We start from the raw sequence: 24,801 nt of genomic DNA, 5'->3' as shown, positions 1-24,801 counted from the left end.
GATAGCACCTCTTTCACGGCAGGGTCACCTGACCGGCGGTCCCTCGGGGCGGCAGGGTCTTCGTGGTCAGACCGCGCGTCTCCAGACTTCCTTCCACCGCTCCTCCCGGGCCGCCAGAACGGCCCGGTCGGCATCGGTCTCCTGCGAGCTGAGGCTCACTCCGCACCGCGCGCACAGCCGGTGCAGGTAGTGGCCGCAGCTCCAGCCGGTCGTCCCCGCGTCGCTGCCGCACGCCCGGCACATCGAGGATGCCGCCGCGGCCGGGACGCGGGAACGCAGGATGCGTCCCAGCACGGTCGGGAGCGGTTCGGTGGGGTGACGCTCGGGGTCGGGGCAGTAGGCGAGGCTGCCTGCCGGACCGCGTCCCCGGTCCCGCCAGCCACCGTCCGAGGTGATGTGCCGCCGGCCAACTGCCTTCTCCTGTCGGCGGCGTGCCATGAACGCCGCCTCGTCCGCCACCCAGAGCCCGCGGGCCGCGTGGAGTTCCTCCACCGCCCGGATCAGCGACGCCGGGTCACTTCGCAGGTCGGCCGGGATCCGGGCGCTGCGGCACAGATGGTGGTAGGTCGCACGGAAGCCGTACGGAGCGAAGCACACCACGCATGTACGCAAGGCGGCGTGCCGGGCGCGCACCGGAAGGCTCGCATCGTGGACCCGCCGACGATGCGTCTCGAAGCTGGTCATCGAGTGAGGCTACGGCTCCGCCGGCCCGCGCGCATCCGACTGTCGGCGAGACCGGTGCGCCTCATTACCTGACAGGTAATCGCTTTCCCCCTCACCGGCGGTCAGGGTGATCCGTATCCGGTCCGGGGCCCCGCGAAGGCGCAGTGCGCTTCACCACGCCTCGACACCGACCGTTTCCCCGGAACCAAGGGAGCCCGGCCATGTCCGCATTCGGCTTCGCTCATCTCCGCAGCCGCCGCCATCACTCCGACATCATCGAATACCTGGAGCGTATCCAGGCCACTCTCGACCCCTTCGCGGGCCGCTTCGTCATCCACGGGCCGCCGACGGAGGTGCTGGAGGGGAACTGGCCCGGCAGCATGGTGCTGATCGGGTTCCCCGGCCTGGCCGAGGCCCGTGCCTGGTACGACTCCGCGGCCTACCAGGACATCCTTCGGTTGCGTACCGATCACATCGAGGGGGACGTGCTGCTGATCGATGGTGTGGGACCGGGCTACGACCCGGCCGAGCGGGCCCGCGGGCTGCCCGCCGGATCCGAACCTCGGGAGTGACCGGGCCGGCGGGGTGAGCACGTGTCGCCGGCAGGTTCGTCGCGCGGGCCTTGCCGTCTCCGCCCGGCCCTACGTGCCCTGCGCACAAGACGTGTCGGACGAGCGCCCGGTGCCGTCGGCAAGGTAAGCAGGAACCATGCGTCTTCCGCACCGTCCGCTGGGCCAGGGCCAGCCGTGGCGGCACCGCCCCGGACTGATCGCGGTACCGCTCGGGCTCATCGGGGCGATCATGGCGGTCGACTTGGCGACCGGTGCCGACATCCATCTGGGGCCGCTCCTCGTCGTGGCGCCGGCCATCACGGCGGCGATCGGCGGCCCCCGGCTGACAGCCTTCATCGGTGCGCTCGCCGTGGGCGCCGAGGTCGCACTCAGCGCGATCTTCGGCCGGCTGACGACAGCCGAGCAGCAGACACAGATCGGGGCCATCCTCGCGGTCTCCCTCTTCGTCGTCGCCTTCCGCATCGTCTACGAGCGGCACGAGCGGAAACTCGGCCAGACGCGGCTGGTCGCCGATGTCGCCCAGAAGGTCCTGCTCAGGCCGCTGCCGTCCAGGATCGGCCCGCTGCGGATCGCGTCTCTCTACATCGCGGCGGAAGCCGAGGCCCGCATCGGCGGCGACCTGTACGCGGCGGTCCGTACCCGGCAGGGAACCCGCATCATGATCGGCGACGTACGCGGCAAGGGCCTTGCCGCCGTCGGCGACGCGGCCCTGCTCCTCGGCGCCTTCCGCGCCGCCGCCCACCGCCATCCCCCGCTGCCGCGACTGGTCGCCCACCTCCACAACACCGTCTACTGGGACATGGCCGAACCGACCGCCGGCCCCGAAGCCGGAGAGTGCTTCGTGACCGCCGCCGTCCTGGAGATCCCGGACGAGGGCGAGCAGATCCAGCTCATCAACTGCGGCCACCCCTCCCCGCTGCTCGTACGCGACGGCCAGGTCACCCCGCTCGCGGTGCAGGACCCCTGTCTCCCTCTCGGCTTGGGGAGCGACTTCACCGAGGACGACTACGTCTCCGAGCCGTTCGGCTACGACAACGGCGATCTGATCCTGATCTACACGGACGGAGTCATCGAGGCACGCGACGGCAAAGGCGTCTTCTACCCCCTCGCGGAACGCCTGGCCGGGTGCGAGGTGACCGGACCGCAGCAGCTCATCGACCGCATCCACACGGACCTGCTCGCCCACACCGGTGGCGCCCTCGGCGACGACGTCGCCCTGGTCGCCATCCAGCGCTGCCCGTGACGGGCCGCCCGGCCGGCGGACGACGGGCGAACAGGAGGCCGATGGCGACGGGGCGGCCCGGTGCAGACAGAGACCTTGCCGACGCCGGGGCGGGACACGTGGTGAGTGCCCCGCCCCCGGCATCGGAGGCCGGACGGATCAGGCCGTCGCGGGGTGCGGCCGCGGTGCCGCGGCCAGTGTGAGGCGGCCCGTGCGGTGGAGGCCCAGAACAGCCAGTGCGCAGGCCCCACCGGTGGCGGCGAGGACGGCCCAGGGCAGAGCCGGGGCCCCGGCGGTGCGGGCCGCGTCCAGCGTCACGCCGGTGAGGAGGTTGCCGACGGTGATACCGATGCCGCTGATGGTGTTGTAGAGGCCGTAGTGCGTGGCCACGTACCGGTTCCCCGCCAGCGCGACGATCGTGTCCATCTCGAACGGGTAGGCCAGCATGGTGCCGAGGGCGATGAACAGCGCCGAGATCAGCGGCGGTCCGACGGCCAGGGCCCAGCGCGCCGGTCCCTGGCCCGGCGCCGTCAGCGCCGTGGCGGCCAGGAGCGGCAGGAAGGCGACGCCGAGGCAGCCGAGCCCCGCGACCATGGAGAGCCCCGGGCCCAGTCTTCTTTTGCACCACGTGGTGAGCCGGGTCTGACAGAAGATCGTGGCCAGGCCGGAGGCGGCGAAGAGCAACCCGACGCCCACGGTGTTGACTTGTCCGTCTCCGGCGACGCGTTCCACCTCCAGCGGCAACGCGAGGTAGACCTGGAAGGACAGCGCGTAGGAACCGATCATGGCGAGGGAGAAGAGCAGGAACGGCCGGTTGGTCACGACCGTCCGCCACTGGGAGAGGACCGACACCGCCGACTTGTCCGGGTCGGGCGGTGCGGTACGGGCAGGCAGGGCACGGATCTGCACAACCGACAGCACCGCGAAGACACCCGCGGCCACCACACACGTCAGCCGGAAGCTCACGCCGGTCAGCGCGATGCCGACCAGTGGCCCGAGGAGTATCCCGGCCTGGTAGAAGACGTTGAAGAGGGCGAACGCCTCCACCCGGCGCTCGCCCGCGTCCTGGGCCAGGTACGCCCGGACCGCCGGGTTGAACAGTGCGCCGGCCAGACCGGTGGCCGCGGACGCAGCCAGCAGCGCGGGCAGGGAGTCGACGAGCCCGAGCACGGCGAAACCGACGATGCGCAGCATCAGCCCGGCGATGATCACCGGCTTGTAGCCGAGCCGGTCCGCGAGGGTGCCGCCGAAGAGGAACATCCCCTGCTGACTGAAGTTCCGCACCCCCAGGATCAATCCGACCAGCCACGCGGCCAGACCGAGGTTCCCCGCGAGGTGCTGGGCCAGATAGGGCATCAGCATGTAGAAGCCGAGATTGATGGTGAATTGGTTCACCATCAGGAGCTGGACGCTGCGTTCGAAGGAACGCACCTGGGTGATCATGCCTTTCACCGGTTGCGCTCCCGGACGTCAGGGGCCGCCTGCGGGGCGTTTCGGCCAGTGGCGTCCGACGGGTCCGCCGCCGCGTCCGGCCGGGCCGCAGCGGGTTCCCTGGGGTCCGTGCAGAGGGCGGGCAGGGTGAGCGGGTCGACCACCTTCACACACCGCGTCCAGCGCCTGACTTCCTTCTCGTCGGGGCTTCCCACGACGTCCGGCTCGACCGACGGCCGGGCGTCCAGCAGCCCATGGGCCGCGCAGTAGTCGTCGTCGTAGACCGTCCCGAGATAGCGCTGCGGTCCGTCCGGGAAGACGGCGGCGATCCGGGTGTCGGCGGGCAGGGTCCGGGCCAGCCACCCGGCGACGAGCGCGACGGCGCCCACGCTCCAGCCGCCGGTCGCGTAGTGCGAGGCGGCCAGTTCCCGACAGGTCCATACGGCCTCCGCGGGAGCGACCCAGTGCACCTCGCTGAAGTTGCCGTAGGCGACGTTGCGGGGGTAGATGCTCGACCCGAGCCCGCGCATCAGCCGGGTGCGGGCGGGCTGGCCGAAGATGGTCGACCCGATGGTGTCGACACCGACGAGCTTCAGTTCGGGGTAGAGCTGCCGCAGGACCCGTGACACCCCGGCGGAGTGCCCGCCGGTTCCCACACTGCACACCAGGACGTCGATGTGGCCGATTCCGGCGGCCAGTTCCAGGGCGAGCGGTGTGTACGCGGCCACGTTGTCGGGGTTGTTGTACTGGTCCGGGCACCAGGAGCCGGGGTGCCGGTCCATCAGCTGGGTCACGCGATCTCTGCGGGCCTGCTGCCAGCCGCCGGTGGGGTGGGGTTCGGAGACCACGTTGACCTGGGCTCCGTAGGCGGTGAGCAGCCGGGTCATGGACCGTTCCAGGCCCGGGTCGGTGACGAGGACGACGGGGTGGCCGTAGACCATGCCGGCCAGGGCCAGTCCCAGCCCCAAGGTGCCGCTCGTGGATTCGATGATCACGCCGCCGGGGCGCAGGTCACCACGGGCACGGGCGCGCTCGACCATGTGCAGGGCGGGGCGGTCCTTGATCCCGCCGGGGTTGAAGCCCTCGAGCTTCGCCCAGAATCCGCGTCCGGCGGGGGCGAGCGGTTCGGACACCCGCAGGAGCGGGGTGTTGCCCACTAATCCGGACACGCCCTGGGCGGGCGGGTGGACGGCTGTCGCAGTGGCTTGCCCCGCGTGTCCGGGGGCGGCGGAAGGTGCCTTGGAGATCTGAGGACGCGTCATTGTTTCGCTCTCGTGTGGGATGCGGGCACGGTGTGCGCGAAGAGCCGAGGTGGTGGCACTCGGCCGTGACCGTGCGGGCCTACGTCCTCCACCGGCAGAGGCGGGTGAGTGTCGCCCGTCCCGTCCGCCTCTCCTCCTGCTCTCCGTGGGGCGGACGCCCGGAGGCGACCGGGAACAGGGGGACGACCGCGGAACCGATGACGCCTGGGGCCAGGGGCGCCGGCTCCGGTGCCCAGCGCGGAATCCGCCCGGATCGGTCCGTGGTGGCCGGCCCGTGGCAGATCGATCCGTGGTGGTGGGACGACGCGGGCTGCGCGGGCGGGGTGCCTTGCGCACCGCTGCCCGCTTCCGCCTTCCACGGGGTCTGGGGCAAGCCGCCGCCGTAGGCGGAGGGTCCGCAGCCGAAGAGGGTGACCAGCAGGACTGCCGCGAGGCCGAGAACGGGAAGCCACAGCGGTGGGCGGGGTGGGGGGACGGGTTTCCGGAGGGCGTAAAGGGGTGGGGGGTTGTACGTCACCAGTGCTCCGTAGGCAGCCGGGACGGCAGCCGGGACCGCGCGCGCAGCGCACAGGGCGTGCGGCGGACGGGCCTCGGCGGACGAACGGCGGGGAAGGTCATGGGGAGCGCCGTTCGCCTGCGGGAAGGCGGCGTGCGACGCGGTCCCGCGGGCATCGCGAACGGCCCTGTCGACGGCCTCCTCGACCAGCGCGGCCGAGCACGCCGGAAGGGGAGGCCGATCCGTGGTGGTGCGCGCCTAAATGATCAGAATCGCGGAATCGATCGACGGCGGGGGCGCTGACGCGGCCTCGGCCGCTGACGCGACGGCCTGGAGGAGGGGAGGTACGGGCACCACGACCGACCGTGTGGCACAGGGAGTCGGCAGGGGTGAGATCTGCTGGGGTTGAGCGGACAGGCAGTCCTCCACCCCATGCCCGGCGGCGCCGTGGGGAGCGGGCCGCTGCCGATGGGCACCGCTGCCCGCGGCCGCACCGCCGGCAGCGGGAAGCCGTTCCGCTTCCGCCGCGTGACCGGTGGCCACCACGCCGGACACCATGGCGGTGACCGCGTGACCGCCGGCCCCCTCACTGCTCAAGCCATGGGTGTACAACAGGCCCAGCAGGAGCGTCGCCAGCAGCAACAGGCGCCGCGGACCTGCGCCCACAGGGCGAGTCCGCGGCAGACCGAAGGCGCGCCGGACCGTGACCATTGCCGTCATCGTAGCGACCCGGGGCGCTCCGCATAAGGGTCGGCGGCAGCGGTTTGCGAATCGGCCGACACCCTTATTACGCAGGGACGTTGCAGTTCCCGGCCATGGCGTCGGCATGACGTCCGGGCCCCTTCGGTTGTCAGGGGCGATCGCCCCGCCGAAGCGCCGTCACACCGCCGATCCTCGACACGGCCGCCCATCCGGGTTCGTCCCCGTGCCGGGCGCGCTGGGCCGGCCGGCCCTGGCCGTCCGTCCGCCGGGCGCGACACGGGAATACCGGCCGCGTGGCCGGGTACCCGGCCACGCGACGGCAACAGTGAAGGAGCGCTATGGCAGGAAGCGGAACACACGGCACAGAGCCGCGCCCGGCGGGAAAGCCCGCCGGGCCCGGCGTGCCCCCGGCGAGCCGCCCCCCTGCCCTCCCGGCGCCGTCACTTCGAGCAGACATTCGAGCCGCTCGCGCCCGGAACACGGCGGAACGACCGGACCGCGATGGGCGCCCGGACCGGCTCGGTTCCCGTCACGACAAGAGGGAGGACTTCCATGCGTATATCCCGGACAGGTCCCGCACGCCGGTGGCTGCGGTGGCGTGACGGTCCCGCCTTGCGGATTCCCCCGGGTGCGGACGACGTGGAGAACGCCAGCCGCAGGTTCCTCATGTACGGAGTGCTGCCGTTGTGGTTCGTACCCGCCGTGGCGGACTGGGTGATGCACCGGCGCACACGGATCGAGGAGACCAGCGGCGTACGGGAGTCGGCGGTGCACGCGTTGATGATGACCGAGGCCGGCATCCCGGTCGTGGCGGGCCTGGTCGCGAAGGTCAACCCGTTGGTGCTGTCCTTGATGGGCGGCGCGGCCGTCGCGCACGGCGCGACCGCGCTGTGGGACGTCACGATCGCCACACACGACCGGGAAGTACACCCGGTGGAGCAGCACATCCACAGCTTCCTGGAGGTGCTGCCGTTGTCGGCGGCAGCCTTCACCGCCTGCCTGCACTGGGACAAGGTGCGGGCCGGCCTGCGGAACGGCAAGGAGGCCGCCGCGGACGACTGGAAGCTCGTACCCAAGGATCAGCCTCTTCCCGCCGCGTACCTCGCGTCGGTCGGTGCGGCGGTGGGCCTCTTCGTCGCCTTGCCGTACGCGGAGGAGATGCTGCGCTGCGTACGGGCCCGGCGGGGGCGGATCGGCCATGCCGCATAAGCCGCGCATGAGGCCGGTCGTCTGGCGGCCGCCGCGGCCCCGCCGCCCGCCGACCGGGGCGGGAAGTCCCGCGCTGCCGCCCTTGCGGCTGCTCCCGCTCGACGGGGCCGGTCCCGAGCACCTCGCGCTCGACGCGTCCGGGAATCTACTGACCGGCGTGGCCGACGGCCGCATCCTGCGGGTGGACGCCACCACGGGGCGGGTGGAGGAGGTGGCCCGTACACGAGGTCGGCCTCTGGGGATGCACCTGCTTCCGGACGGCCGGCTTCTGGTCTGCGACGCCTACGACGGGCTGTTACGCGTCGACCCGGCGACCGGCACGGTGGAGACCGTTCTGACCGCGGCGGCCGGAGAACCGCTGAACCTGTGCAGCAACGTCACCGTCACCCGGGACGGCACCGTCTTCGTGAGCGACTCCAGTCGGCGGTTCCCCCTTCACCACTGGAAGGGCGACATCCTCGAACACTCCGGCACCGGCCGCGTCATCCGCTGGGTGCCGGGCAGCGCCGCGGAGGTCGTCGTGGACGGGCTGCAGTTCGCCAACGGCCTCTGCCTGGCTCCCGATGAGTCGTTCCTGGTCATGGCCGAGTCGGGGGCGTACCGGCTGCGGCGTCTGTGGCTCACCGGCGACCGGGCGGGTGCCACCGACCTCTTCGCCGACCGTCTGCCGGGGTTTCCCGACAACCTGACGACCAGCCGTGACGGCCTCGTCTGGGTGGCTCTGGCCGGCCCCCGCAACGCGCTCCTCGACTCTCTGCACCGCCACCACCCCGCGCTTCGAAGGGCTCTGTGGGCATTGCCCGGCGCCCTGCTGCCCGACCCCCGGCGTACGACACACGTACAAGGCCGGGATGCGCAGGGCCGTCTGGTGCACGATCTGCGGCGCCGCGCGCACAACTACCGCCTGGCCACCAGCGCCTTGGAACACAACGGGACGCTGTACCTGGGAAGCCTGGTGGAACCGGCGATCGCCACGGCACCACTGCCCTCCGCCCCGGGAGACGGGCCGGGAGAACCACCAGGCGTGAACGGCGTTCCGCGGGGCACACGTTCGTCTGGAGGTGGATGACATGGTTCCCTTGCTTCTGGTCCTACTACTCGCTCTGATCCTCTTCGGTGCCGGCTTCGCACTGAAGATCCTGTGGTGGGTCGCGGTCGTCGTGCTCGTGATCTGGCTCCTCGGTTTCCTCATGCGCTCCACCAACGCGGGCGGCGGGCGCGGCCGGTGGTACCGATGGTGACCTGACCCCGCCATAGCACGTCGTGGGCCGGTTCGGATCCGTGGGGATCCGAACCGGCCCACACCCTTCTCCGCCGGCTCCGCCGTGCCGGGTGGTGTGAGGCCGACGACGGGCGCGAGGAATCGCGGTCATCCCGAGGGGTACGCGCTCTCCCGACCGGGGGCAGGCATGCGGCCGCGCTGGGAACCCGCGCACCTCCGGCCCTTGCCCGTCCCCGGCCTGCCGCATCGGCCCCTGAGTGCGTCACGGTGCCGGTGCGGCCATCCCGGACCGGTCACGGCGTGCCGGCCCCCGCACCCCCGACACCGCCGCCGGCGTCCAGCCGGGAGATGCGCCGCTGCGCGGCGGACGCGGCGGCAACGTAGCGCGGGTCGGGAAGCAAGGCGTATTCACGCAGGCACGCCTCGGTGAACTTGATGACGTGCTCGTCGCCGTGTTCGGCGGCACGTGCGCCCAGATCGGCCACCGGGGGCAGGTCCGGGACTTCCGACCGCCAGGCCGCCGTGCCCTCGTCGCGCCGGTCGGTGGTGAAGACCAGCAGGAACGCAGCGTGCACCTGCCACAGCTGGGCCAGCGTCGGCTCGTACAACTCGTGCGGCAGATGCGGAAGGACGATGCGTACGGCGGCGGGCGCGGTGACACCGTGGATCAGCGGGACCGGAAACACCTCGGGGTGGCCCAGATAGACGTCGGCGAACTGGAGCGTCATCTCGCTCAGCAGCCGGGGGGCCTGCTCGGGAGCCAGCCACTCCAGCGACTCGGTGTAGCCGGGCAGCTCGGCGAGGGTGTCCAGGCGTCCGCGGGCCGTGGCAGGGCCCATCGGGCCGTCCGACGCCACGCGGGGCAGTGCGGCGACCGCGGCGGGCAGGGTGTGGGGGCCGACCAGTCGCGGGTGGCCGGGGAGCTCCGTATAACGGGCGGCCCAGTACGCCAGGCCTCGCGCCAGTTCCCGCAGTTGGAGCCGCGTCGGCTTGTCGCCGGCCGCGTACAGGCCGCGTACCGCGTGGGCGGTGCGGATGAGGCCGTGGGTCAGACCGGCGAACAGGCCCGGGATCAAGCGGGGCCACCAGCGGACGAGGACCTCCCGCCAGTGCGCCTCGGCCAGCTCCCGGACGAAGAGCAGCTCCCAGTCCCCGGCCCGGCCGAAGGCCCCCAGCGCGGAACGCCAGGAGGACTCGTCCATGGGGTCCAGGGCGAAGCGCGCGGTGGGCGGCTCGTGATGCTCCATCGCGCCCCGGTAGCGCCCGACCCATCGGGCGACCTCGTCCTCCTGCCCGAGCAGAGCCAGCGCCTCGGCGCCCATCGGGCCGTGGTTGGCGAGGTCGGCCCCCTGCCCGCGCTCGTACCCGAGATCGTCCATCCGCTCCAAAGCATCGTTGACCGCGTCGATGTAGCTGACCGAGGACACAGAACCCCACCCTTCGAACATCCCAATAGTTTGGAAATACAAACCATCTACACTCGCAGTATGCCGCACACTGACGAGGCCGGGAAGGCCCCCCGGAGGCCGACTCCCGACGAGATCGCCGTCGTCGGCCTCGTACCGCTGCTGGAACCGTTCTTCCGCGGGCCGGTGGTGCGGGGCCTCATGCCGGCTCCGCTGCGCGAGGCGATGGAGACGCACGGGCTGACGCCGCGCCACGGCGCCGTACTGCCGCAACTGCTGGCCGGACAACCGCTGTCCGTCAGCGAGATCGCCCGTCGGCTGCATGTGTCACTGCCCACCGCCAGCGAACTGGTCGGCGGCCTGAGCCGGGCGGGCATCGTGGAACGCACCGAGGATCCGGCGAACCGCCGCCGGATCCTGGTGTCGCTCGCCGAGGAGTTCCGCGCGCCGCTCGAAAGCTTCGTCGCCCGCCGCGGCGAGCCCTTGCTGCGCGCCTTGGACGGGTTGTCACCGAGCGAACGGGCGGGTTTCCTGGCGGGTCTTTCCGCCTGGGTGCATGAGGTGCAGAACTAGGCCGTTTCCTGACGGCGGCCTAAGTGCTGTGAGCGGCAACGTTCGGCGGTTGCCGGTGACGCCGCCAGGAGAGGGCCGGCATCCCCACGACACTCCACCGCTTGGGTGAACCCCGCCTCCGGTGCCCTCTCAGCGGGTAGGTCTCTCGCTGTCCCATGGGGACACTCGAACACCGTCCGCAGAGAGGCACGACCATGCCTCAGGGCATTGTGAAGTCGTTCAACGCGGAGAAGGGGGTCCGGTACGGTCGCGGGATTGTCTTCACTGCTGGAAGCCCATGAGGTTCGCGTGTGGCCTCCCCGGCGGCTCCCAGGCTGAGAGCAGGTTTCGTCATGGCATGTCGCATCAGTGAGCTCGTGCTCGGTTGCCGCGACCCTGAACTGCTGGCGCGGTTCTGGTGCGAGGTCCTGGACTTCGTCGTGCTCGATCGCGAGGACGACGGCACGCTGGAGATCGGGCCGCGCGAAGGGTTCGGCGGTCCGCAGCCGACGATCATCCTCAGTCGCAGGGACGAGCCGGAGAAGGGGAAGTCCCGGCTGCACATCGACGTCAACGCCACCGACCGCGATCAGGACGCCGAGCTCGAACGCCTTCTGAAGCTCGGTGTGCGCCCGGCCGACATCGGCCAGACAGGGCAGGAGCAGTGGCATGTCCTGACCGACCCCGAAGGCAATGAGTTCTGCCTGCTCAAGGCCCGCCTCAACCCACTCTGATGCGCATCGGTCGCGCCTCGGCACCAGGTACCTGGCGTTGACGAGGCGGCTTGACCTGACCGATGAGCAGTGGGCGCGGCTGGAAACGCTGTTGGGATCAGAGGGCGGGTGCGGGTCGGTGCGCCCTGGCGGGACTCCAGGACTGCTACGGCTCCTGGCGGGAGCTCCCGCCGACCGCGCCGTCGCCACGAAGCCGTCCTCCGCATCACCGTCATCAACGACCGGCTCCTGACTTCACTTCGGGACAGGCCCTGGACGGAGCCGTCGCGGTCCTGGCTCCCTGTAGGCGAACCAGGGCATGAAGAACTGAGTCGTGGGGCCGACCGCGAGTGCGTACAGCGCGGTGCCGGCACCCACGCTCCCACCGAGCAGCCAGCCCACGGCGAGCACGGTGATCTCCATCAGGGTGCGGACCAGCCGGATGGAACGCCCGGTCGCGGCGGCCGCGCCGGTCATCAGCCCGTCCCGGGGGCCGGGGCCGAAGCGCGCGCCGACGTAGACGGCGACGGACAGTCCGTTGACGAGGACACCGCCGAGGAGCAGAGCGATCCGGGCGGGAAGCCCGAGGTGGTGGGGGACGAGCAGGAGACCGAGGTCGGACGAGCACGCCAGGACGACGATGTTGGCGACGGTGCCGAACGTCGGCCGCTGCTTGAGGGGGATCCACAACAGCAGCACGAGAACACCCAGGACTGCACTGATCGTGCCGAAGCTCAAGGTGGTGTGGTTCTCCAGACCCTCGTACAGGACGCTCCAGGGGTTGACGCCCAGCGCGGCCCGGACCATGAGCGCGAGGCTGAATCCGTACAGGGCGAGGCCGATGAACAGTTGGGCCAGGCGCCGTAGCGGACGCTCGCCGAGGGACACGTAGGTGAGGGGCGGCGGGGGCGGGCTCGTCCGGGACCCGGGCGGTATCGCGGTGTGATCCTCCTGGCCGTACCGGAGTTCGCGCTCCGAGCGGTCCGTGATGTCTTGTCGCATACCTGGTTGCCTCCACCGTGTGCTTGGGCGCCTTCAAGGCCATTGGGGCAACTCTGTAGAGTGATCGGCCCAGATGGCATGGCCAATCCCCGGAGAATGGTATGGCTGAGACGAATCCGTTCCCGCGCGTGGACAGGGTGGGTCACACGGACCGGACCCTCGGGAGCCGGCAGCTCGCGGCGATGCTGCCCGACCCGGCGGGAGCGAGGCCCGCCTACCGGCATCTGGCCCAGGCGATCAGCGCGCTGATCCTGGACGGACGCATCGCGCTGCACATCAGGCTCCCCGCCGAACGGGAACTGGCCGCCGCCCTCGACACCAGCAGGACCACCGTCACCGCCGTGTACGACCTGCTGCGGGAGAGCGGTTACGCGCACAGTCGCCAGGGTTCCGGCACGTGGACGGCCCTGCCCGAGGGCCGCGCCCCCAGCGGCATCACCCGGCTCCTCGGGCCCCAGGACACCGCGATCGACCTGGCCAGGGCTGCCCCCGGGCTACCGGAACAGACGCTCGTCGACGCCCTCGCCCGCATCACCCCGCAACTGGCCGAGCACGCGCACACTCCCGGCTACCACCCCTACGGCCTGCCGGAACTGCGCGCCGCCGTAGCCGAGCGTTTCACCCGGCGGGGCCTGACCACCGTGCCCGAGCAGATCCTGGTGACCTCCGGCGCCCAGCACGCGCTCACGCTCGTCCTGGGGCTGCTCTGTCGCCCCGGCGACCGGGTCATGGTCGAGAATCCGTCCTACCCGAACGCTCTGGAGGCCATGCGCCGGGCCCGGCTTCGCACCGTGTCGGTCCCTGTGACCGACACCGGCTGGGATGTCGAGATCATCGGATCCACCCTGCGCCAGATGGTGCCCCAACTGGCCTATCTGATCCCCGACTTCCACAATCCGACCGGCTGCCTCATGCCCGAGGACGCGCGCGAGCGCGTCCTGCGCGCCGTGAGCCGCTCCGGCACCTGGCTGGTCATCGACGAGACCCTGGCGGACCTCGCCCTCGACATCCCCGCCCCGCAGCCCTTCGCCTCCCACCCCACGCCCGGTGGAACCGGCCAGGTCATCACCATCGGGTCGATGAGCAAGACCCACTGGGGCGGTCTGCGCATCGGCTGGCTGCGCGCGCCCGCGCGCCTCGTCACCGAGCTCGCCGGACAGCGCGTCGCCACCGACATGGGCGGCTCGGTCCTGGATCAACTCCTGGCCCTCACCCTGCTGGACCGGGGCGGGGAACTCCTGCCGTCCCGGCTGGAACAGCTGCGCCGGCAGCGCGCCGCCCTCGCCGCGGCCCTGTCCGCGCACATCCCGCAGTGGACCTGGCAACTGCCGCCCGGCGGCCTGTCGCTGTGGGTCGACCTGGGCGCGCCGGTCGCCTCGGCGCTGGCCGAGCGGGCGCTGGACAAGGGGGTCCGGATCGAGAGCGGTGCCTACTTCGCCACCGACCCGGGCATCTTCGAGCAACGGCTCCGCATCCCCTACACGATGCCTCCGGACACGCTGCGCGAGGCCGTACACCGCATGGCCGCCGTCCTCGCGGACGGCCTCCCGCCTTCGCCCACCAGCCGCCGACCGCACTGGGTCGTCTGAGGCCGCCACCCGGACGGGCATCCCGAGGCGGGGTGCGCGGGTGGGCCGGCACCCGGAACGCGCCGTCGCGCGGTCCGGCTGCTAGCAGCCGCCGCCGGCCGACTCGCGGGCCTCGACCCGACGCTGCGGCGTCTCGCGGATCCCGGTCATGACTGCCGTCGGCCGGTGGTCCTGGCGTCTGCCCGCCTTCGCGACAACTTCGCCCCGGCGTTGGCCGAAAGCCGCCTCGTGTGCAACTCCGCCGCCGCCCGGAACGTTCTCTCACATGTATCTGTATTCAGATCATATTGGAGGTACGTCATGCGACGGCTGACAACAGCGGCCGCGACACTCGTGCTGGCGGGCGCGGGGCTCGCGGGCACGGCCGGTACGGCCGGCGCCACGACCGGCCAGGCAGGGAAGGCTCCCACGGCCACCGCCTGCTCGACCGTCTGGGGCAGCGGCGACAAGACGGCCAGGGACTCCGGCTCCAAGCCGCTGAAGAACATCACGACCGGCCGGCACGCATGCTACGACCGCATGGTCTTCGACATCGGCGGTGCGACGGGCAAGCTCGGCTATCACGTCGGTTACGTCAGCGCGTTCCACCAGGACGGATCCGGTGACCTGATCCCCGTCGGCGGCGGCGCCATCCTGCAGGTGTACGTGAACGCTCCGAGCTACTCCCCGGCGACCGGCAAGCCGACCTATCCCGGCAAGGCCGGACAGCCGCTGCCGGGTGTGAACATCGCCGGATACAAGACGTTCAAGGACACCCGGTTCGGGGCGAGCTTCGAAGGACAGACCCAGGTGGGCCTGGGCGTCCGCGCCAAGCTGCCCTTCCGGGTGCTGCAGTCCGGCGACCGGCTGATCGTGGACGTCGCGCACACCTGGTGACCCAGCGCGACACCCGGGGCCGTCGGGCCGCACCCGGAGTGCGGCCCGACGGCCCCTGCTGCTGTACGCCCTGAGCCGCCTGTCCGGGCGGCCGGGCCCGGCGGCTGTGCCGCACGGCGATCACGTTCCGTGAATCAAGTGTCCGAATACCGGACGAGCAGACCGGACCGTCGCCCGCTTGCTCATACTCGTGGCTTCCAGATCTCGCATAATGGACAGGCACGACCATGAGCCGGACACTTCACTCTCCTCCCCCGCAGGCCGAGGCCTCCCCGCAGCAGGGTTCCCCGCTGTCGAACGGACTCAAGCAGCGGCACCTTTCGATGATCGCCCTCGGCGGCGTCATCGGTGCCGGCCTCTTCGTGGGCTCCGGCGCGGGCATCGCCGCGGCCGGCCCGTCGATCGTGCTCGCGTACGCCGCGTCCGGTCTCCTCGTGATGTTCGTGATGCGGATGCTCGGCGAGATGTCCGCCGCCAATCCCGCCTCCGGCTCCTTCTCCGTCCACGCGGAGCGCGCGATCGGCCCGTGGGCCGGTTTCACCGCCGGCTGGATGTTCTGGACCCTGCTGGTCGTGGGGGTGGCGGTCGAGGCGATCGGCGCGGCCCACATCATGCAGGGCTGGTTCCCGGGCACGCCGTCCTGGATGTGGGTGCTGATCTTCATGGCGCTCTTCTGCGGAACCAATCTGGGCGCGGTCGCGAACTTCGGTGAGTTCGAGTTCTGGTTCGCCGCCCTGAAGATCGGCGCCATCGTGCTCTTCCTGGGCCTCGCCACGCTCGCGATCCTGGGCCTCCTGCCCGGCAGCGACTCCCCCGGCAGCGCGCACCTCCTCCACGACGGCGGCTTCCTGCCCAACGGCGCGGACGGGCTGCTCGCCGGACTGCTGGCCTCCGTCGTCGCCTACGGCGGCCTGGAGACGGTCACCATCGCGGCCGCCGAGTCCCAGGACCCGGTGCGCGGTGTGGCCAAGGCCGTGCGCACGACGATGTGGCGGATCGGCATCGTGTACGTCGGCTCGATGCTGGTGATCGTCACGCTGATCCCGTGGAACGACAAGGCCGTCACGGAACAGGGCCCGTACGCGGCCGTGCTCGACCGCCTCGGTGTCCCGGCCGGCGGCGAGATCATGAACGTGGTCATCCTGATCGCCCTGCTGTCCGCGATGAACGCCAACATCTACGGCTCTTCCCGCATGGCCTACTCGCTGGTCGCGCGCGGCCAGGGCCCCAAGGCCCTGGGCAAGGTCAGCGGCGGGGTGCCGCGCCGCGCGGTGCTCGCGTCGTCCGCGTTCGGCTTCTTCGCCGTCCTGCTGTCCCTCTGGTGGCCCACCACCGTCTTCGCCTGGCTGCTGAACATGGTCGGCGGGGTCGTGCTGGTCGTGTGGGGCTTCATCGCGGCCTCGCAGTTGCTGCTGCGCCGTCGGCTGGAGCGCGAAGCGCCCGAGAAGCTGGTGGTCCGGATGTGGGGCTTCCCGTATCTGACGTGGGTGACGCTGGCCGGTGTCGCCGGGGTGCTGGTCCTCATGGCCCTCGACGCGGACACCCGGGTGCAGGTGTACTTCACCGGTGGCCTGGCACTGGCCCTGGCCGTCACCGGCTACCTGCGGCAACGGACCGCCTCGGCACACTGAGGATCCGACGCCAGGGGCGCGAAGCCCCGACTCCACACCCCGCTTGGCCCTGGCTTCCGCCAGGGCCAAGCCCCGTTGCAGCCCCTGGGCCGCGTCCGCGGATCCCCGCTGCCGCGGGCCACGCCGGAGGGCGCCTGCCGGAGATCCGCCGGACGCGGCTAGCTACCGCCTGCTCCGGGCAGATACGGCCCCGGGCGCCGCGTGGCCCAGAACGCACCCCGGATGACCGCCTCTTTGACGCGTGCCGACGCGCGTCCGGTGAGGACGGCGGCGACCGGGCTGTCGTCGGGGCGCGTGAATTGGATGAGCCCGTCCCGGCGGCCGAGGCTGATGTTCTGCCCGGCGTAGCGCAGCCGCAGGGGCGCGGGGGCACGGCCGGTCAGGATCGCGGTGACGGTGTCCGCGACGTGCCTTCCCATGGGAATTCCGGTCTGGCAGGACATGCGGGACGCACTGCCGTCGGGCCCGTGCGCTCCCGCGGCGTCACCCGCCGCGAACACCTCGGGGTGGGAGACCGACCGCAATGCCGCGTCGACGCGGATCACTCCGCGCGCGTCGACGGCGATACCGGCGTCGCGGGCCAGGCCGGGGACGCGGACGCCGGCCGCCCAGACGACGGTGTCCGCCGGGATCTCCGTACCGTCGGCCAGGGCGAGACCGTGCGCGGCGACCTCGGAGACCCGGGTGTGTTCACGCAGGGTGATGCCGCGACGGTCGAGCGCGTCGCGCAGATAGCGTCCGCCCCGGTCCGAGAACCCGGCGCCGAACGCACCGCCGGTGACCAGGTGCACCGAGAGCCCCGGATGGCTCTCGGCCAGCTCGGTGGCCACCTCGATGCCGGTCAGTCCCGCGCCGACGACTGCCAGCGTGCCCCGGGCATCCCTCATCCGGCCGCGCAGCCGGACCGCCTCGTCGAAGGCGGCCACCGACGAGGCGTAGGCGGTGGCGCCGGGAACCGTGGCGGTGTCGGTCGCGCTTCCCAAGGCGTAGACGAGCGTGTCGTACCCGACCCCGTACGGGGCCCCGTCGAGCCGTACGGCCCGGTTCTTCGTGTCGACCGCGGTCACCCGGGCGACGACCAATTCGATGCCCGTGCCGGCCAGGAGCGGCCGGAGGGGCAGTTCCCGCAGCGGCCGACCGGCTGCCAGCTGATGCAGCCGGACGCGCTCGACGAACCGGTCCGCCTCATTGACCAGCGTGATCCGTGCGCCGGTGCGGCGCAGTTGCCGTGCCATGCGTTGGGCGGCGCCGAGTCCGGCGTAACCGGCTCCCAGAACCACGATGTGGTGCTTCATCGATCCTCCCGTTCAGCGGCGGTCGTGTCCTCCTTGAACCGGTGAGCGGGTGGATGCGTGACGATGACGGATATGAGGTGGGTCACATGAGCTGAGAGGTCGCGAAGGCGAGCTTGCCGGGGTTGAGGACCGTACGGACGGCGGTGACCCGGCCGTCCTCGATGTCCGGCACGACGACGGCGATCAGGGTCCGGTCCACGAGGACGAGCACGCCGGGCTCGCCGTTCACCTCGGTGGACTCCAGCCGGACCAGTGCCGCCTCCGGCCGTGCGGACAGCCCGAGCAGGTAGCGGAGCACCTTCTCGCGCCCGCTGATCGGCCGCCGCGCCGCGGACACCCGGCCTCCGCCGTCGGCCCAGGCGACCACATCCTCGGCGAGGAGCCGTTCGAGTCCGGCCACGTCCCCTTCGACGGTGGCGGCGAAGAACCGCTCCACGATCCGGCTGCGCTGTTCGGCGTCGACCGGCAGCTGTCGGCGCGGGCGTCCGAGTTGCTCCCGTGCCCGGCTGTGCAGCTTTCGCGAGTGGGCCTCGTCGACGCCGAGGACGGCGGCGATCTCCCGGTGACTGTGCTCGAACGCCTCACGCAGGACGAACACCGCACGCTCGGCGGGAGTGAGCCGCTCCATCAACGTGAGCAGCGCCATCGACACCGACTCCCGTTGCAAGGTGGTCTCCAGGGGACCGAGCGCCGTCCGGCCGCCGTGCGTCAGCACGGGCTCCGGCAGCCACGGCCCGAGGTACTGCTCGCGCCGGACGCGCGCCGAGGCGAGGTGGTTCAGGCAGAGGTGGGTCAGGACGGTGGTCAGCCAGGCGGCCGGTGTACGGATCGCCTCCCGGTCGGCGGCGTTCCACCGCAGAAAGGTGTCCTGTACGGCGTCCTCGGCTTCGCTCGCCGCTCCGAGCAGGCGGTAGGCGAGTGAGAACAGCCGGGGTCGGTATGACTCGAACTCTGCGGCGAGGCCCACGCTCATGCCCGCAGAATGCCAGGTCAGGTCCGCGCGTCACCACAGCGCGCCGGGCGATGTGGGTCACAGCCGTCAGACGGAACGGGTGCGCGCGTCGGCTGCCTCCAGTTGCTCGGCGATCCGGTGCGCGTCACCGCACCAGCCACCCGCGTACAGCGGCTGGTCACGGCCGAAGCGCGTGGCGCGGAAAGAGGTGAGGACGTCGGCTGCCTCACGAAGGGTGCACTGCGTGCGGCCGAGGAGCTCGCGGACGGCGACGACGGCTTCGACACTGTGCACGCTGCGCAGGACGAGCCACTCTTCGACCGCCTCCATCCCTCCTCCTTCCCGCTGTTCGTACAGCGTCTCCGTCAGATACAGGAAGGAAGCGGCGAGTTGCGCGTACACCCCTTCCTCCGCCGGGGCGAAGGCAGGGGCGAGGGCGAGGGCGAAGCGGGTCAGGAAGGCGGCGTCGTCGTCGGGGAAGTCCGGGTGGTCCTTGCGGAACTCGTACCAGTCGGCCTCGGCCGCCTGGTGGAGGATGTGGCTCAGGAAGAGGGGCGAGCCTTCGGGGTACTCGCCCGCCGCCACCAGGACGCGCTGGAGGAGCTCGTAAGGGAGGCGGGTGTTCTCCGCGAGGAGCACGGCGTCGTAGAGGTCCTTCGCCTCGGGGTGCCGGTCCGTCACCAGCCAGAGGATCTTCCACGCGAGGGAGAGTTCCGGGCTCGCCGCCATGAGAACGGCGGGCGCGCCCGGGCCGCGGCGCGGGACCGTGGTGGGTACGGCCTGGGCGGGGAGGGTCTCGTTGAAGACGAAGTCGAGCTGGACCGTGCCCGGCGGGGTGTCTTCGGCGGCCGTCCAGGGCAGCACGAGCCGGCGGCCGGGCACCCGGTCGTAGGTCCATATCTCGTCGCTGACCGCTCCCGCCGCGTCGATGCGGACGGGGCCGCCGGCCTCCCGCGAGAGTTCCTCCGCCCTGCGCGCGATGCCGTCGAGCATCGCGGCCGTGCGGTCGTCCTCGAGGTGCCAGGTGTCCGGGACGACCACGAAGTCCAGGTCTCCCGGCTCGCGCGCCGCTTCCCCGAACCACGCCTTCAGCAGCACACTGCCCCGCAGCACCAGGTGCTCGGCCCACGGCGAGCCCGCGACCGCGGCGAGCACGTGGTCCAGTGCGTGGCGCCGGGCCGCGCCCCACTCCCGGCCGGTGCGCGCGTCGGTGAACTGCGGTTCGCTCAGCCGCATCCCCATCACGTGGTGGTTGGCCGCGGGATCGTACGCCGGGCGCTGCAGGACGCCTCGGCCGGGTACCGGGAGCAGGGTGTGCGGGAAGTCCTTGGCCGCTCGGGTCGCCTCTTCCGGCGGGAGCTGGGGGACGACCGCCGTGTCGTCCCAGGGCCCGTGGGAGAACCGCTCCCATGGTGTCGCCGTCATGCGTCTGTCCTCTCCTCGGTGATCCAGCCCGCGTCGAGCGATGCGTCGCTGTCGTGGACGACGAACTCCCGCTCCACGGACGCCACATCGTGACCGCTGCTTCGGAGCTCCGCCACCAGCGCGTCCAGCCGCTGTCCCGCCGTTCGTCGGCCGACGAGCCGGCAGCGCTGTGTGACGAAGCGCTCGGCACGGCCGTCCGCCCGCAGCCGGCGGGCGTTGCGCGAGAGGTGGGCGGTGTGGGCTGTGGCGAGCTCCGCCAGCGCGGAGGTGTCCGCGCCCGGCGTGAGCAGCAGCTTGACGTGATGCTCGAAGTAGTACCGCGCTCCGAGGGCCGCCGCGGCCTCGTCGGTGTCCGGCACCCCGTCGGCCCACGGGGATGCCTCGATCTTCGTCCGTGCCACGTCGAAACCCGCGGCCCGCAGCCGGCGGCCGGCATCCTCGACGGTTTCCCGGACGGCCGGAAGCGCTCCGGACTCCCGCAGGGTGAGCATGGGCTGGTGCGGAGTCCGCCCGCGGTCCAGCACGATGTCGACGAACCCCATGCCATGGGCGGCCGCGTACCGCTCGAGCGCTTCCGTCTCCGGGGACGGTGACAGCGGCTGGGGCGAGCTGGAGCGGACGGTCACATGGGCCTCGAAGGCCCCGCTGAACAGCGGAGGGGCGGTTACGTTCGGTATCACCCGCACATGATTCCAGACCGCTGGGACACCGCCGTCCGGCGGCCGTCGGTCAGAAATGCGTGCCTGTGGGCAGTCCGTCGAGGGCGGCGGGCCGCGGACGGATCGGCGGGGTGGTGTCCTTGAGTTCGGCGGCCAGCCCCGGGGCGGGGCGCGGGATGGCGCCGAAGTCGGTGTCGCTCCCCGCCTCCAGCCTGCGTACCGCGTCGGTGAGGTGGGTGGTGTTCGTCCGCCACGGCGCACCGGGCGGGTACACCTGCGTACCGCCGGCCGGCCGGTCGGATCCTTCTCCCCAGGAAGGCCGGGGGTCGGTGTCGGACGCTCCGTAGCGGCTCGGTGGGGTGTCGCCCTTGACGCGGGTGGGGGCTTCGCCGGGGAACACGTCGCCTCCTTGCCCGTGGAGCTCGGTGGCCTGGGTGAACCAGTGCCGGGCCGCGTCCCGTTCGCTGTGCCGCAGGTGGTGCAGGTACAGGCAGTGGGCGGCGGTGGCGGACTCGGCGCCGGCGGCGAACTGCCACCAGAACACCGCGCCTTCCTGGCGGTCGGCGAGGTGGAGCAGGCAGGCGAAGGTCAGCGCGCCGACGGGTTCGATCCTCGCCGGGTCGTCGACCAGCAGGGCCATGGAGGCGATGGCGGAGCGGTCGTGCGCGACCCTGGACGACAGCGCACCCAGTTCGTCGGCCGCGCGGGCGTGGAGCGCCGTGCGCTGGCCGTGCGGCAGACCGTCGGGTGGGGTCCAGCGGCCGCCTCCGAGGCCGTGGCGGATGGCTCGGGCATGGCGGTCGAGGGCGTTGGCCCTGTCCAGGACGACGCGGGCGGCGATGCGGCGCAGGGCGGCCTCCTCGTCGTAGTCGTCGAACTGTGCGGTGAGGACGTCGGCTCGGGCCAACAGCTCTCCGATCGAGGCGAGTTCCTCGCGGCCGCTCGTGTGACGGGTGTGAATCATTCAGTCCTCCTCTTCCGTGGCCCAGTCGATCCGCAGGTCACGAGCCAGCCGCCGGCGGGCTCCGCGCACGTGGGAGCGGACCGTGGCGGGCGACAGTCCCATGATCCCGGCGACTCGCCGCACGGGGTAGCCCAGCACGAAGTGCATGACGACGACGTCGTACTGCCGGTCGGGGAGCCGGGTGATCGCCGCGTACAGGCCCAGGGCGGATTCCAGGACGCCCAGGCGGGCACGGGTCGCCTCCCGCACCGCGGCGAAGGCCGCCGTCTCGACGAGGGCGACGTCCCGTCCCCGGGCCGCCAGCAGTTTGGCGATCTCCTCCCGGAGGGTGGCCAGGGCGAAGGCGGGGACGCTCGGTCGGCGCAGCACCTCCCCCCAGATCAGGGCCAGTTGTCCGAAGACCTCCTCCACGACCCACTCGGCATCGGCGGTGCTTCCGAGCTGGATGTGGGCGTACCGCAGATATGCCTGGTGATGGACGGAGAAGAAAGCAAGGAAATCAGCCGGTAACGCGGCTGACAGGTCCTCCCCCAGGACCGGGCGGGGCTGGTCAGCCATGATGGGCCCTCCTCCGGTCCGGCGGCATGTGGTCTTTCACGGACGTGTCCCTTTCACCGGTCGACAGCGCCACCCCCTCGGCGCCCAGGGGCCGCTGGGCCCTCACTGACCAGCTAAGCGAAAACCCGGCCCGATCGTGCAGTCCATGTCAGGAACGCTTCAGAACCGGGCGCACTCACCCCTCCGCGCGCCCCCACCCGGCTCTCACCGCGCCAGGAGCGGCGCCGGGAATACGTGTCCTTCACCCACTTCGACCGGTTGGACACCGGGTGCCTACGACTTGACACGGAAAACGAGTGAGGGAGACACCATGTCGAACCATCCGAAATCAGCCCAGGGCGGGCAGGTTGGGCGCCGCCCACCGCCGCCGGAGCCGCAGGAGATCGCGTACCAGGGGGCGGGGACGAGGAACGCGTTCGAGGAGACGTCGTTCCTTCGTCTGTGCGGGAAGATTCCCCAACTGGTGGGACGGATCGGCCGCATGGCGTGGGAGATCGATCCCCGCGCCGTGCTGATCATGATCTTCGCCCAGGTTGTGTCGGGGGTGTCGGCCGCCGTGGTCCTCGCCGCCACCGCGCAGGCGATGGTGCCGATCCTGGGCGGCGGCCTGGTGCCCGACCGGGTCCGGGACGCCCTGCCGGCGCTCGTGGTGGTCGCGGCCGCGGCCTCCACCGCCCGCCTCACCTACGCGCTGGCGCAGTGGGCCGAGCAACGACTCAAACCCAGGCTCGCGACCTCGGCGGACGTGGCGCTCGTGGAGGCGATGTGCTCGGTCGAGCTGTCCGCGTTCAACGACCCCGTGTTCGCCGACGAGCACGAAGCCGCCGAGTCCGGGGCGGTGCGCGTCGATCGCATGCTCTACGACGCGCAGTTGTTCATGTCCTCGCTCATCCGCCTGGTCGCCGCCGGCGGGGTGCTCACCATGCTCCATCCCCTGATGCTGCCCGTCCTCGTCCTCGCGGTGCTGCCGGCGGGCGTGGGCGCGGTGGCCGAGGCCAAGGTCGAGTACCAGGTGCACTTCGCGACGAACTCGGGCCGCAACGTCAAGGGCATGATGCGCTGGCACGTCACCACGTCGAGGCTGGCGGACGAGGTGCGCGGCAACAGCATGCGCTCGTACCTGATCTTCTGGTACCGGACGATGTCGGCCCGCATCGACGCCAAGGTCATGGACGCCGCGCCGCGCATGCTGCGGATCAATCTCCTCTCCGCCGCGATCGGTGGCGTGTGTCTGCTGGGCGCGTGGGCCATGCTCGTGTGGCTGACCGTCACCGGACGGGTGTCCCTGGCCGTCTCCGCGACCGCCGTCGTCGCGGTCCGCACCGCGCTGATGGCGCTGTCGAACGTCGTGCACTACGCCACGAGCCTGTTCCAGACGACTCTGTACCTCGGGGACTGGCGGCGCTTCGTGGACAAGGCGCGCTCCCTGGCTCCCCAACGCGGCGGCGTCGTCGCCCCGGTGTGCCCGGAGCGGATCCGGATCAACCAGGTGTCGTACTCCTACCCGGGCAAGACCCGCCCGGCCGTCGACGGGCTGTCGCTCACCTTGAACCGTGGGGAGGTCGTGGCGGTCGTCGGCGAGAACGGGTCGGGGAAGTCCACCCTCACGCGCCTGCTCACCGGACTGTTCACCGCGGAGAAGGGCACGGTGTGCTGGGACGGCGTGAACCTGGCCGAGGCCGATCCCGACACCGTGTGGGAGCGCACGGGTGTCGTGACGCAGTTCTTCGCGCACTGGCCGCTCTCGGTCCGGGAGAACATCACCCTCGGCCAGCCGGTGACCTGGGACGACGACCGGGTGTGGCGGACGATCGACGAGGTCGGTATGCGCGAGGCCGTCGAAGAGCTGCCCGACGGCCTGAACACCTTGCTCGCCCGGGAGTTGTGGGGCGGCAGCGATCTGTCCGGCGGCCAATGGCAACGCATCGCCTGCGCCCGTGCGCTGTACCGACGGCCGGCCGTGCTCGTGCTCGACGAGCCGACCAGCGAGATGGACGCCCGCGGCGAGCACAGGATCTTCCAGGAGCTGAAGAACGTCGCCGACGGCCGTATCACCATCGTCGTCACACACCGTCTCGAGAACACCAGGATCGCCGACCGGATCATCGTGATGGAGAAGGGACGCATCACGGAGAACGGATCCTTCGACCAGCTCCTCAAGGCAGGCGGGCTGTTCCAGGAGCTGTACGCCCTCAGCCAGGACAGGTGACGGAGATCCGGGCCACGCCTTCTGCCCGGATCCGGACGACCGCGTGCACCGGCCGTTCCAGGTCGGCGGCAGCCGATCCGATGGGCAAAAGTGCCAGTAGGTGCCGCTGAGCAGCACAGGTGGCGGCGATGTCGTCGGCCTCCGGGGTCTCCCGGGGGCCGACGACACGGCGGCCCGGCCCGGGTTCCCGG

The 24,801-nt window shown here is 71.5% G+C and carries 22 protein-coding genes; 11 read left to right on the top strand and 11 right to left on the bottom strand.

Translation table 11 applies throughout. The features are described from left to right. Positions 1-66: 66 nt before the first annotated feature. Positions 67-684, bottom strand: a complete 618-nt coding sequence (locus FHS38_RS28445; RefSeq protein ID WP_184738347.1) for a hypothetical protein — start codon at positions 682-684, stop codon at positions 67-69. A 200-nt stretch (positions 685-884) separates the two neighbouring features. On the opposite strand from FHS38_RS28445, the gene FHS38_RS28440 reads away from it, so the two are divergent. Together FHS38_RS28440 and FHS38_RS28435 are read left to right on the top strand one after the other, a co-directional pair. Next, complete coding sequence (locus FHS38_RS28440) at positions 885-1,235, top strand: DUF1330 domain-containing protein (protein ID WP_184738345.1); 351 nt, start codon at positions 885-887, stop codon at positions 1,233-1,235. 136 nt (positions 1,236-1,371) lie between these two features. Beyond that, complete coding sequence (locus tag FHS38_RS28435; RefSeq protein WP_184738343.1) at positions 1,372-2,478, top strand: PP2C family protein-serine/threonine phosphatase; 1,107 nt, start codon at positions 1,372-1,374, stop codon at positions 2,476-2,478. A gap of 138 nt (positions 2,479-2,616) precedes the next feature. Here the strand turns inward: FHS38_RS28435 and FHS38_RS28430 are convergent, their stop codons facing one another. After that, complete coding sequence (locus FHS38_RS28430) at positions 2,617-3,909, bottom strand: MFS transporter (RefSeq protein ID WP_184738341.1); 1,293 nt, start codon at positions 3,907-3,909, stop codon at positions 2,617-2,619. Then, a complete protein-coding gene (locus FHS38_RS28425; RefSeq protein WP_221495449.1) occupies positions 3,906-5,150 on the bottom strand; it encodes a PLP-dependent cysteine synthase family protein in 1,245 nt (414 codons plus the stop codon). Before FHS38_RS28425 ends, FHS38_RS28430 begins: the two co-directional genes overlap by 4 nt. 1,750 nt (positions 5,151-6,900) lie before the next feature. On the opposite strand from FHS38_RS28425, the gene FHS38_RS28420 reads away from it, so the two are divergent. The 3 genes from FHS38_RS28420 to FHS38_RS28410 are packed head-to-tail and all read left to right on the top strand — an operon-like array spanning position 6,901 to position 8,798. After that, positions 6,901-7,557 carry a diguanylate cyclase gene (locus FHS38_RS28420; RefSeq protein ID WP_184738338.1) on the top strand — a complete coding sequence of 219 codons (657 nt, stop codon included), beginning with the start codon at positions 6,901-6,903 and terminating at the stop codon, positions 7,555-7,557. Positions 7,558-7,564: 7 nt separating this feature from the next. Continuing rightward, positions 7,565-8,626 (top strand): SMP-30/gluconolactonase/LRE family protein, encoded by a 1,062-nt coding sequence (locus FHS38_RS28415; RefSeq protein ID WP_260420990.1) that lies wholly within the window; start codon positions 7,565-7,567, stop codon positions 8,624-8,626. 1 nt (position 8,627) lies between these two features. Beyond that, a complete protein-coding gene (locus FHS38_RS28410; protein ID WP_184738334.1) occupies positions 8,628-8,798 on the top strand; it encodes a hydrophobic protein in 171 nt (56 codons plus the stop codon). A 274-nt stretch (positions 8,799-9,072) separates the two neighbouring features. Here the strand turns inward: FHS38_RS28410 and FHS38_RS28405 are convergent, their stop codons facing one another. Further along, entirely contained in the window at positions 9,073-10,206 is a 1,134-nt protein-coding gene (locus FHS38_RS28405; RefSeq protein WP_184738332.1) for a questin oxidase family protein, read from the bottom strand. Between the two features lie 60 nt (positions 10,207-10,266). On the opposite strand from FHS38_RS28405, the gene FHS38_RS28400 reads away from it, so the two are divergent. After that, positions 10,267-10,758, top strand: coding sequence for a MarR family winged helix-turn-helix transcriptional regulator (locus tag FHS38_RS28400; RefSeq protein ID WP_184738330.1), 492 nt, complete (start codon positions 10,267-10,269; stop codon positions 10,756-10,758). 332 nt (positions 10,759-11,090) lie between these two features. After that, a complete protein-coding gene (locus tag FHS38_RS28395) occupies positions 11,091-11,471 on the top strand; it encodes a VOC family protein (protein WP_184738328.1) in 381 nt (126 codons plus the stop codon). Between the two features lie 234 nt (positions 11,472-11,705). On the opposite strand, the gene yczE is transcribed toward FHS38_RS28395, so the two are convergent. Beyond that, positions 11,706-12,452 (bottom strand): membrane protein YczE, encoded by a 747-nt coding sequence (yczE, locus tag FHS38_RS28390; RefSeq protein ID WP_260420989.1) that lies wholly within the window; start codon positions 12,450-12,452, stop codon positions 11,706-11,708. 101 nt (positions 12,453-12,553) lie between these two features. On the opposite strand from yczE, the gene yczR reads away from it, so the two are divergent. From yczR to FHS38_RS28375, 3 genes are all read left to right on the top strand, one after another. After that, on the top strand, positions 12,554-14,041 hold the full coding sequence (gene yczR / locus FHS38_RS28385) for a MocR-like transcription factor YczR (RefSeq protein WP_184738326.1): 1,488 nt from the start codon (positions 12,554-12,556) through the stop codon (positions 14,039-14,041). Positions 14,042-14,341: 300 nt separating this feature from the next. Continuing rightward, positions 14,342-14,917 (top strand): AMIN-like domain-containing (lipo)protein, encoded by a 576-nt coding sequence (locus tag FHS38_RS28380; protein ID WP_184738324.1) that lies wholly within the window; start codon positions 14,342-14,344, stop codon positions 14,915-14,917. Between the two features lie 227 nt (positions 14,918-15,144). Beyond that, complete coding sequence (locus FHS38_RS28375; protein ID WP_184738322.1) at positions 15,145-16,548, top strand: amino acid permease; 1,404 nt, start codon at positions 15,145-15,147, stop codon at positions 16,546-16,548. A 158-nt stretch (positions 16,549-16,706) separates the two neighbouring features. On the opposite strand, the gene FHS38_RS28370 is transcribed toward FHS38_RS28375, so the two are convergent. The 6 genes from FHS38_RS28370 to FHS38_RS28345 all read right to left on the bottom strand — a co-directional run bounded on the left by FHS38_RS28370 (position 16,707) and on the right by FHS38_RS28345 (position 22,401). Continuing rightward, positions 16,707-17,843: an NAD(P)/FAD-dependent oxidoreductase gene (locus tag FHS38_RS28370; protein WP_184738320.1), complete on the bottom strand. Its 1,137-nt coding sequence runs from the start codon at positions 17,841-17,843 to the stop codon at positions 16,707-16,709. 82 nt (positions 17,844-17,925) lie between these two features. After that, the gene (locus tag FHS38_RS28365; RefSeq protein ID WP_184738318.1) at positions 17,926-18,816 is read right to left on the bottom strand and encodes an RNA polymerase sigma-70 factor; all 891 of its coding nucleotides are present in this window, start codon (positions 18,814-18,816) and stop codon (positions 17,926-17,928) included. A gap of 66 nt (positions 18,817-18,882) precedes the next feature. Then, the gene (locus FHS38_RS28360) at positions 18,883-20,220 is read right to left on the bottom strand and encodes a nucleotidyl transferase AbiEii/AbiGii toxin family protein (protein ID WP_184738316.1); all 1,338 of its coding nucleotides are present in this window, start codon (positions 20,218-20,220) and stop codon (positions 18,883-18,885) included. Next, entirely contained in the window at positions 20,217-20,900 is a 684-nt protein-coding gene (locus tag FHS38_RS28355; protein WP_311775293.1) for a hypothetical protein, read from the bottom strand. The genes FHS38_RS28360 and FHS38_RS28355 overlap by 4 nt, the downstream gene beginning before the upstream one ends. 49 nt (positions 20,901-20,949) lie before the next feature. Further along, complete coding sequence (locus FHS38_RS28350; protein WP_184738314.1) at positions 20,950-21,843, bottom strand: hypothetical protein; 894 nt, start codon at positions 21,841-21,843, stop codon at positions 20,950-20,952. After that, positions 21,844-22,401, bottom strand: coding sequence for an RNA polymerase sigma factor (locus tag FHS38_RS28345; protein WP_130880559.1), 558 nt, complete (start codon positions 22,399-22,401; stop codon positions 21,844-21,846). 310 nt (positions 22,402-22,711) lie between these two features. On the opposite strand from FHS38_RS28345, the gene FHS38_RS28340 reads away from it, so the two are divergent. Beyond that, positions 22,712-24,610 (top strand): ABC transporter ATP-binding protein, encoded by a 1,899-nt coding sequence (locus tag FHS38_RS28340; RefSeq protein WP_184738312.1) that lies wholly within the window; start codon positions 22,712-22,714, stop codon positions 24,608-24,610. Positions 24,611-24,801 lie beyond the last annotated feature (191 nt).

Source organism: Streptomyces netropsis, assembly GCF_014203545.1.
Lineage (GTDB): Bacteria > Actinomycetota > Actinomycetes > Streptomycetales > Streptomycetaceae > Streptomyces > Streptomyces netropsis.
Note: the sequence above shows the minus strand (reverse complement) of the source record. Positions and strands in the feature narration are given on the sequence as shown.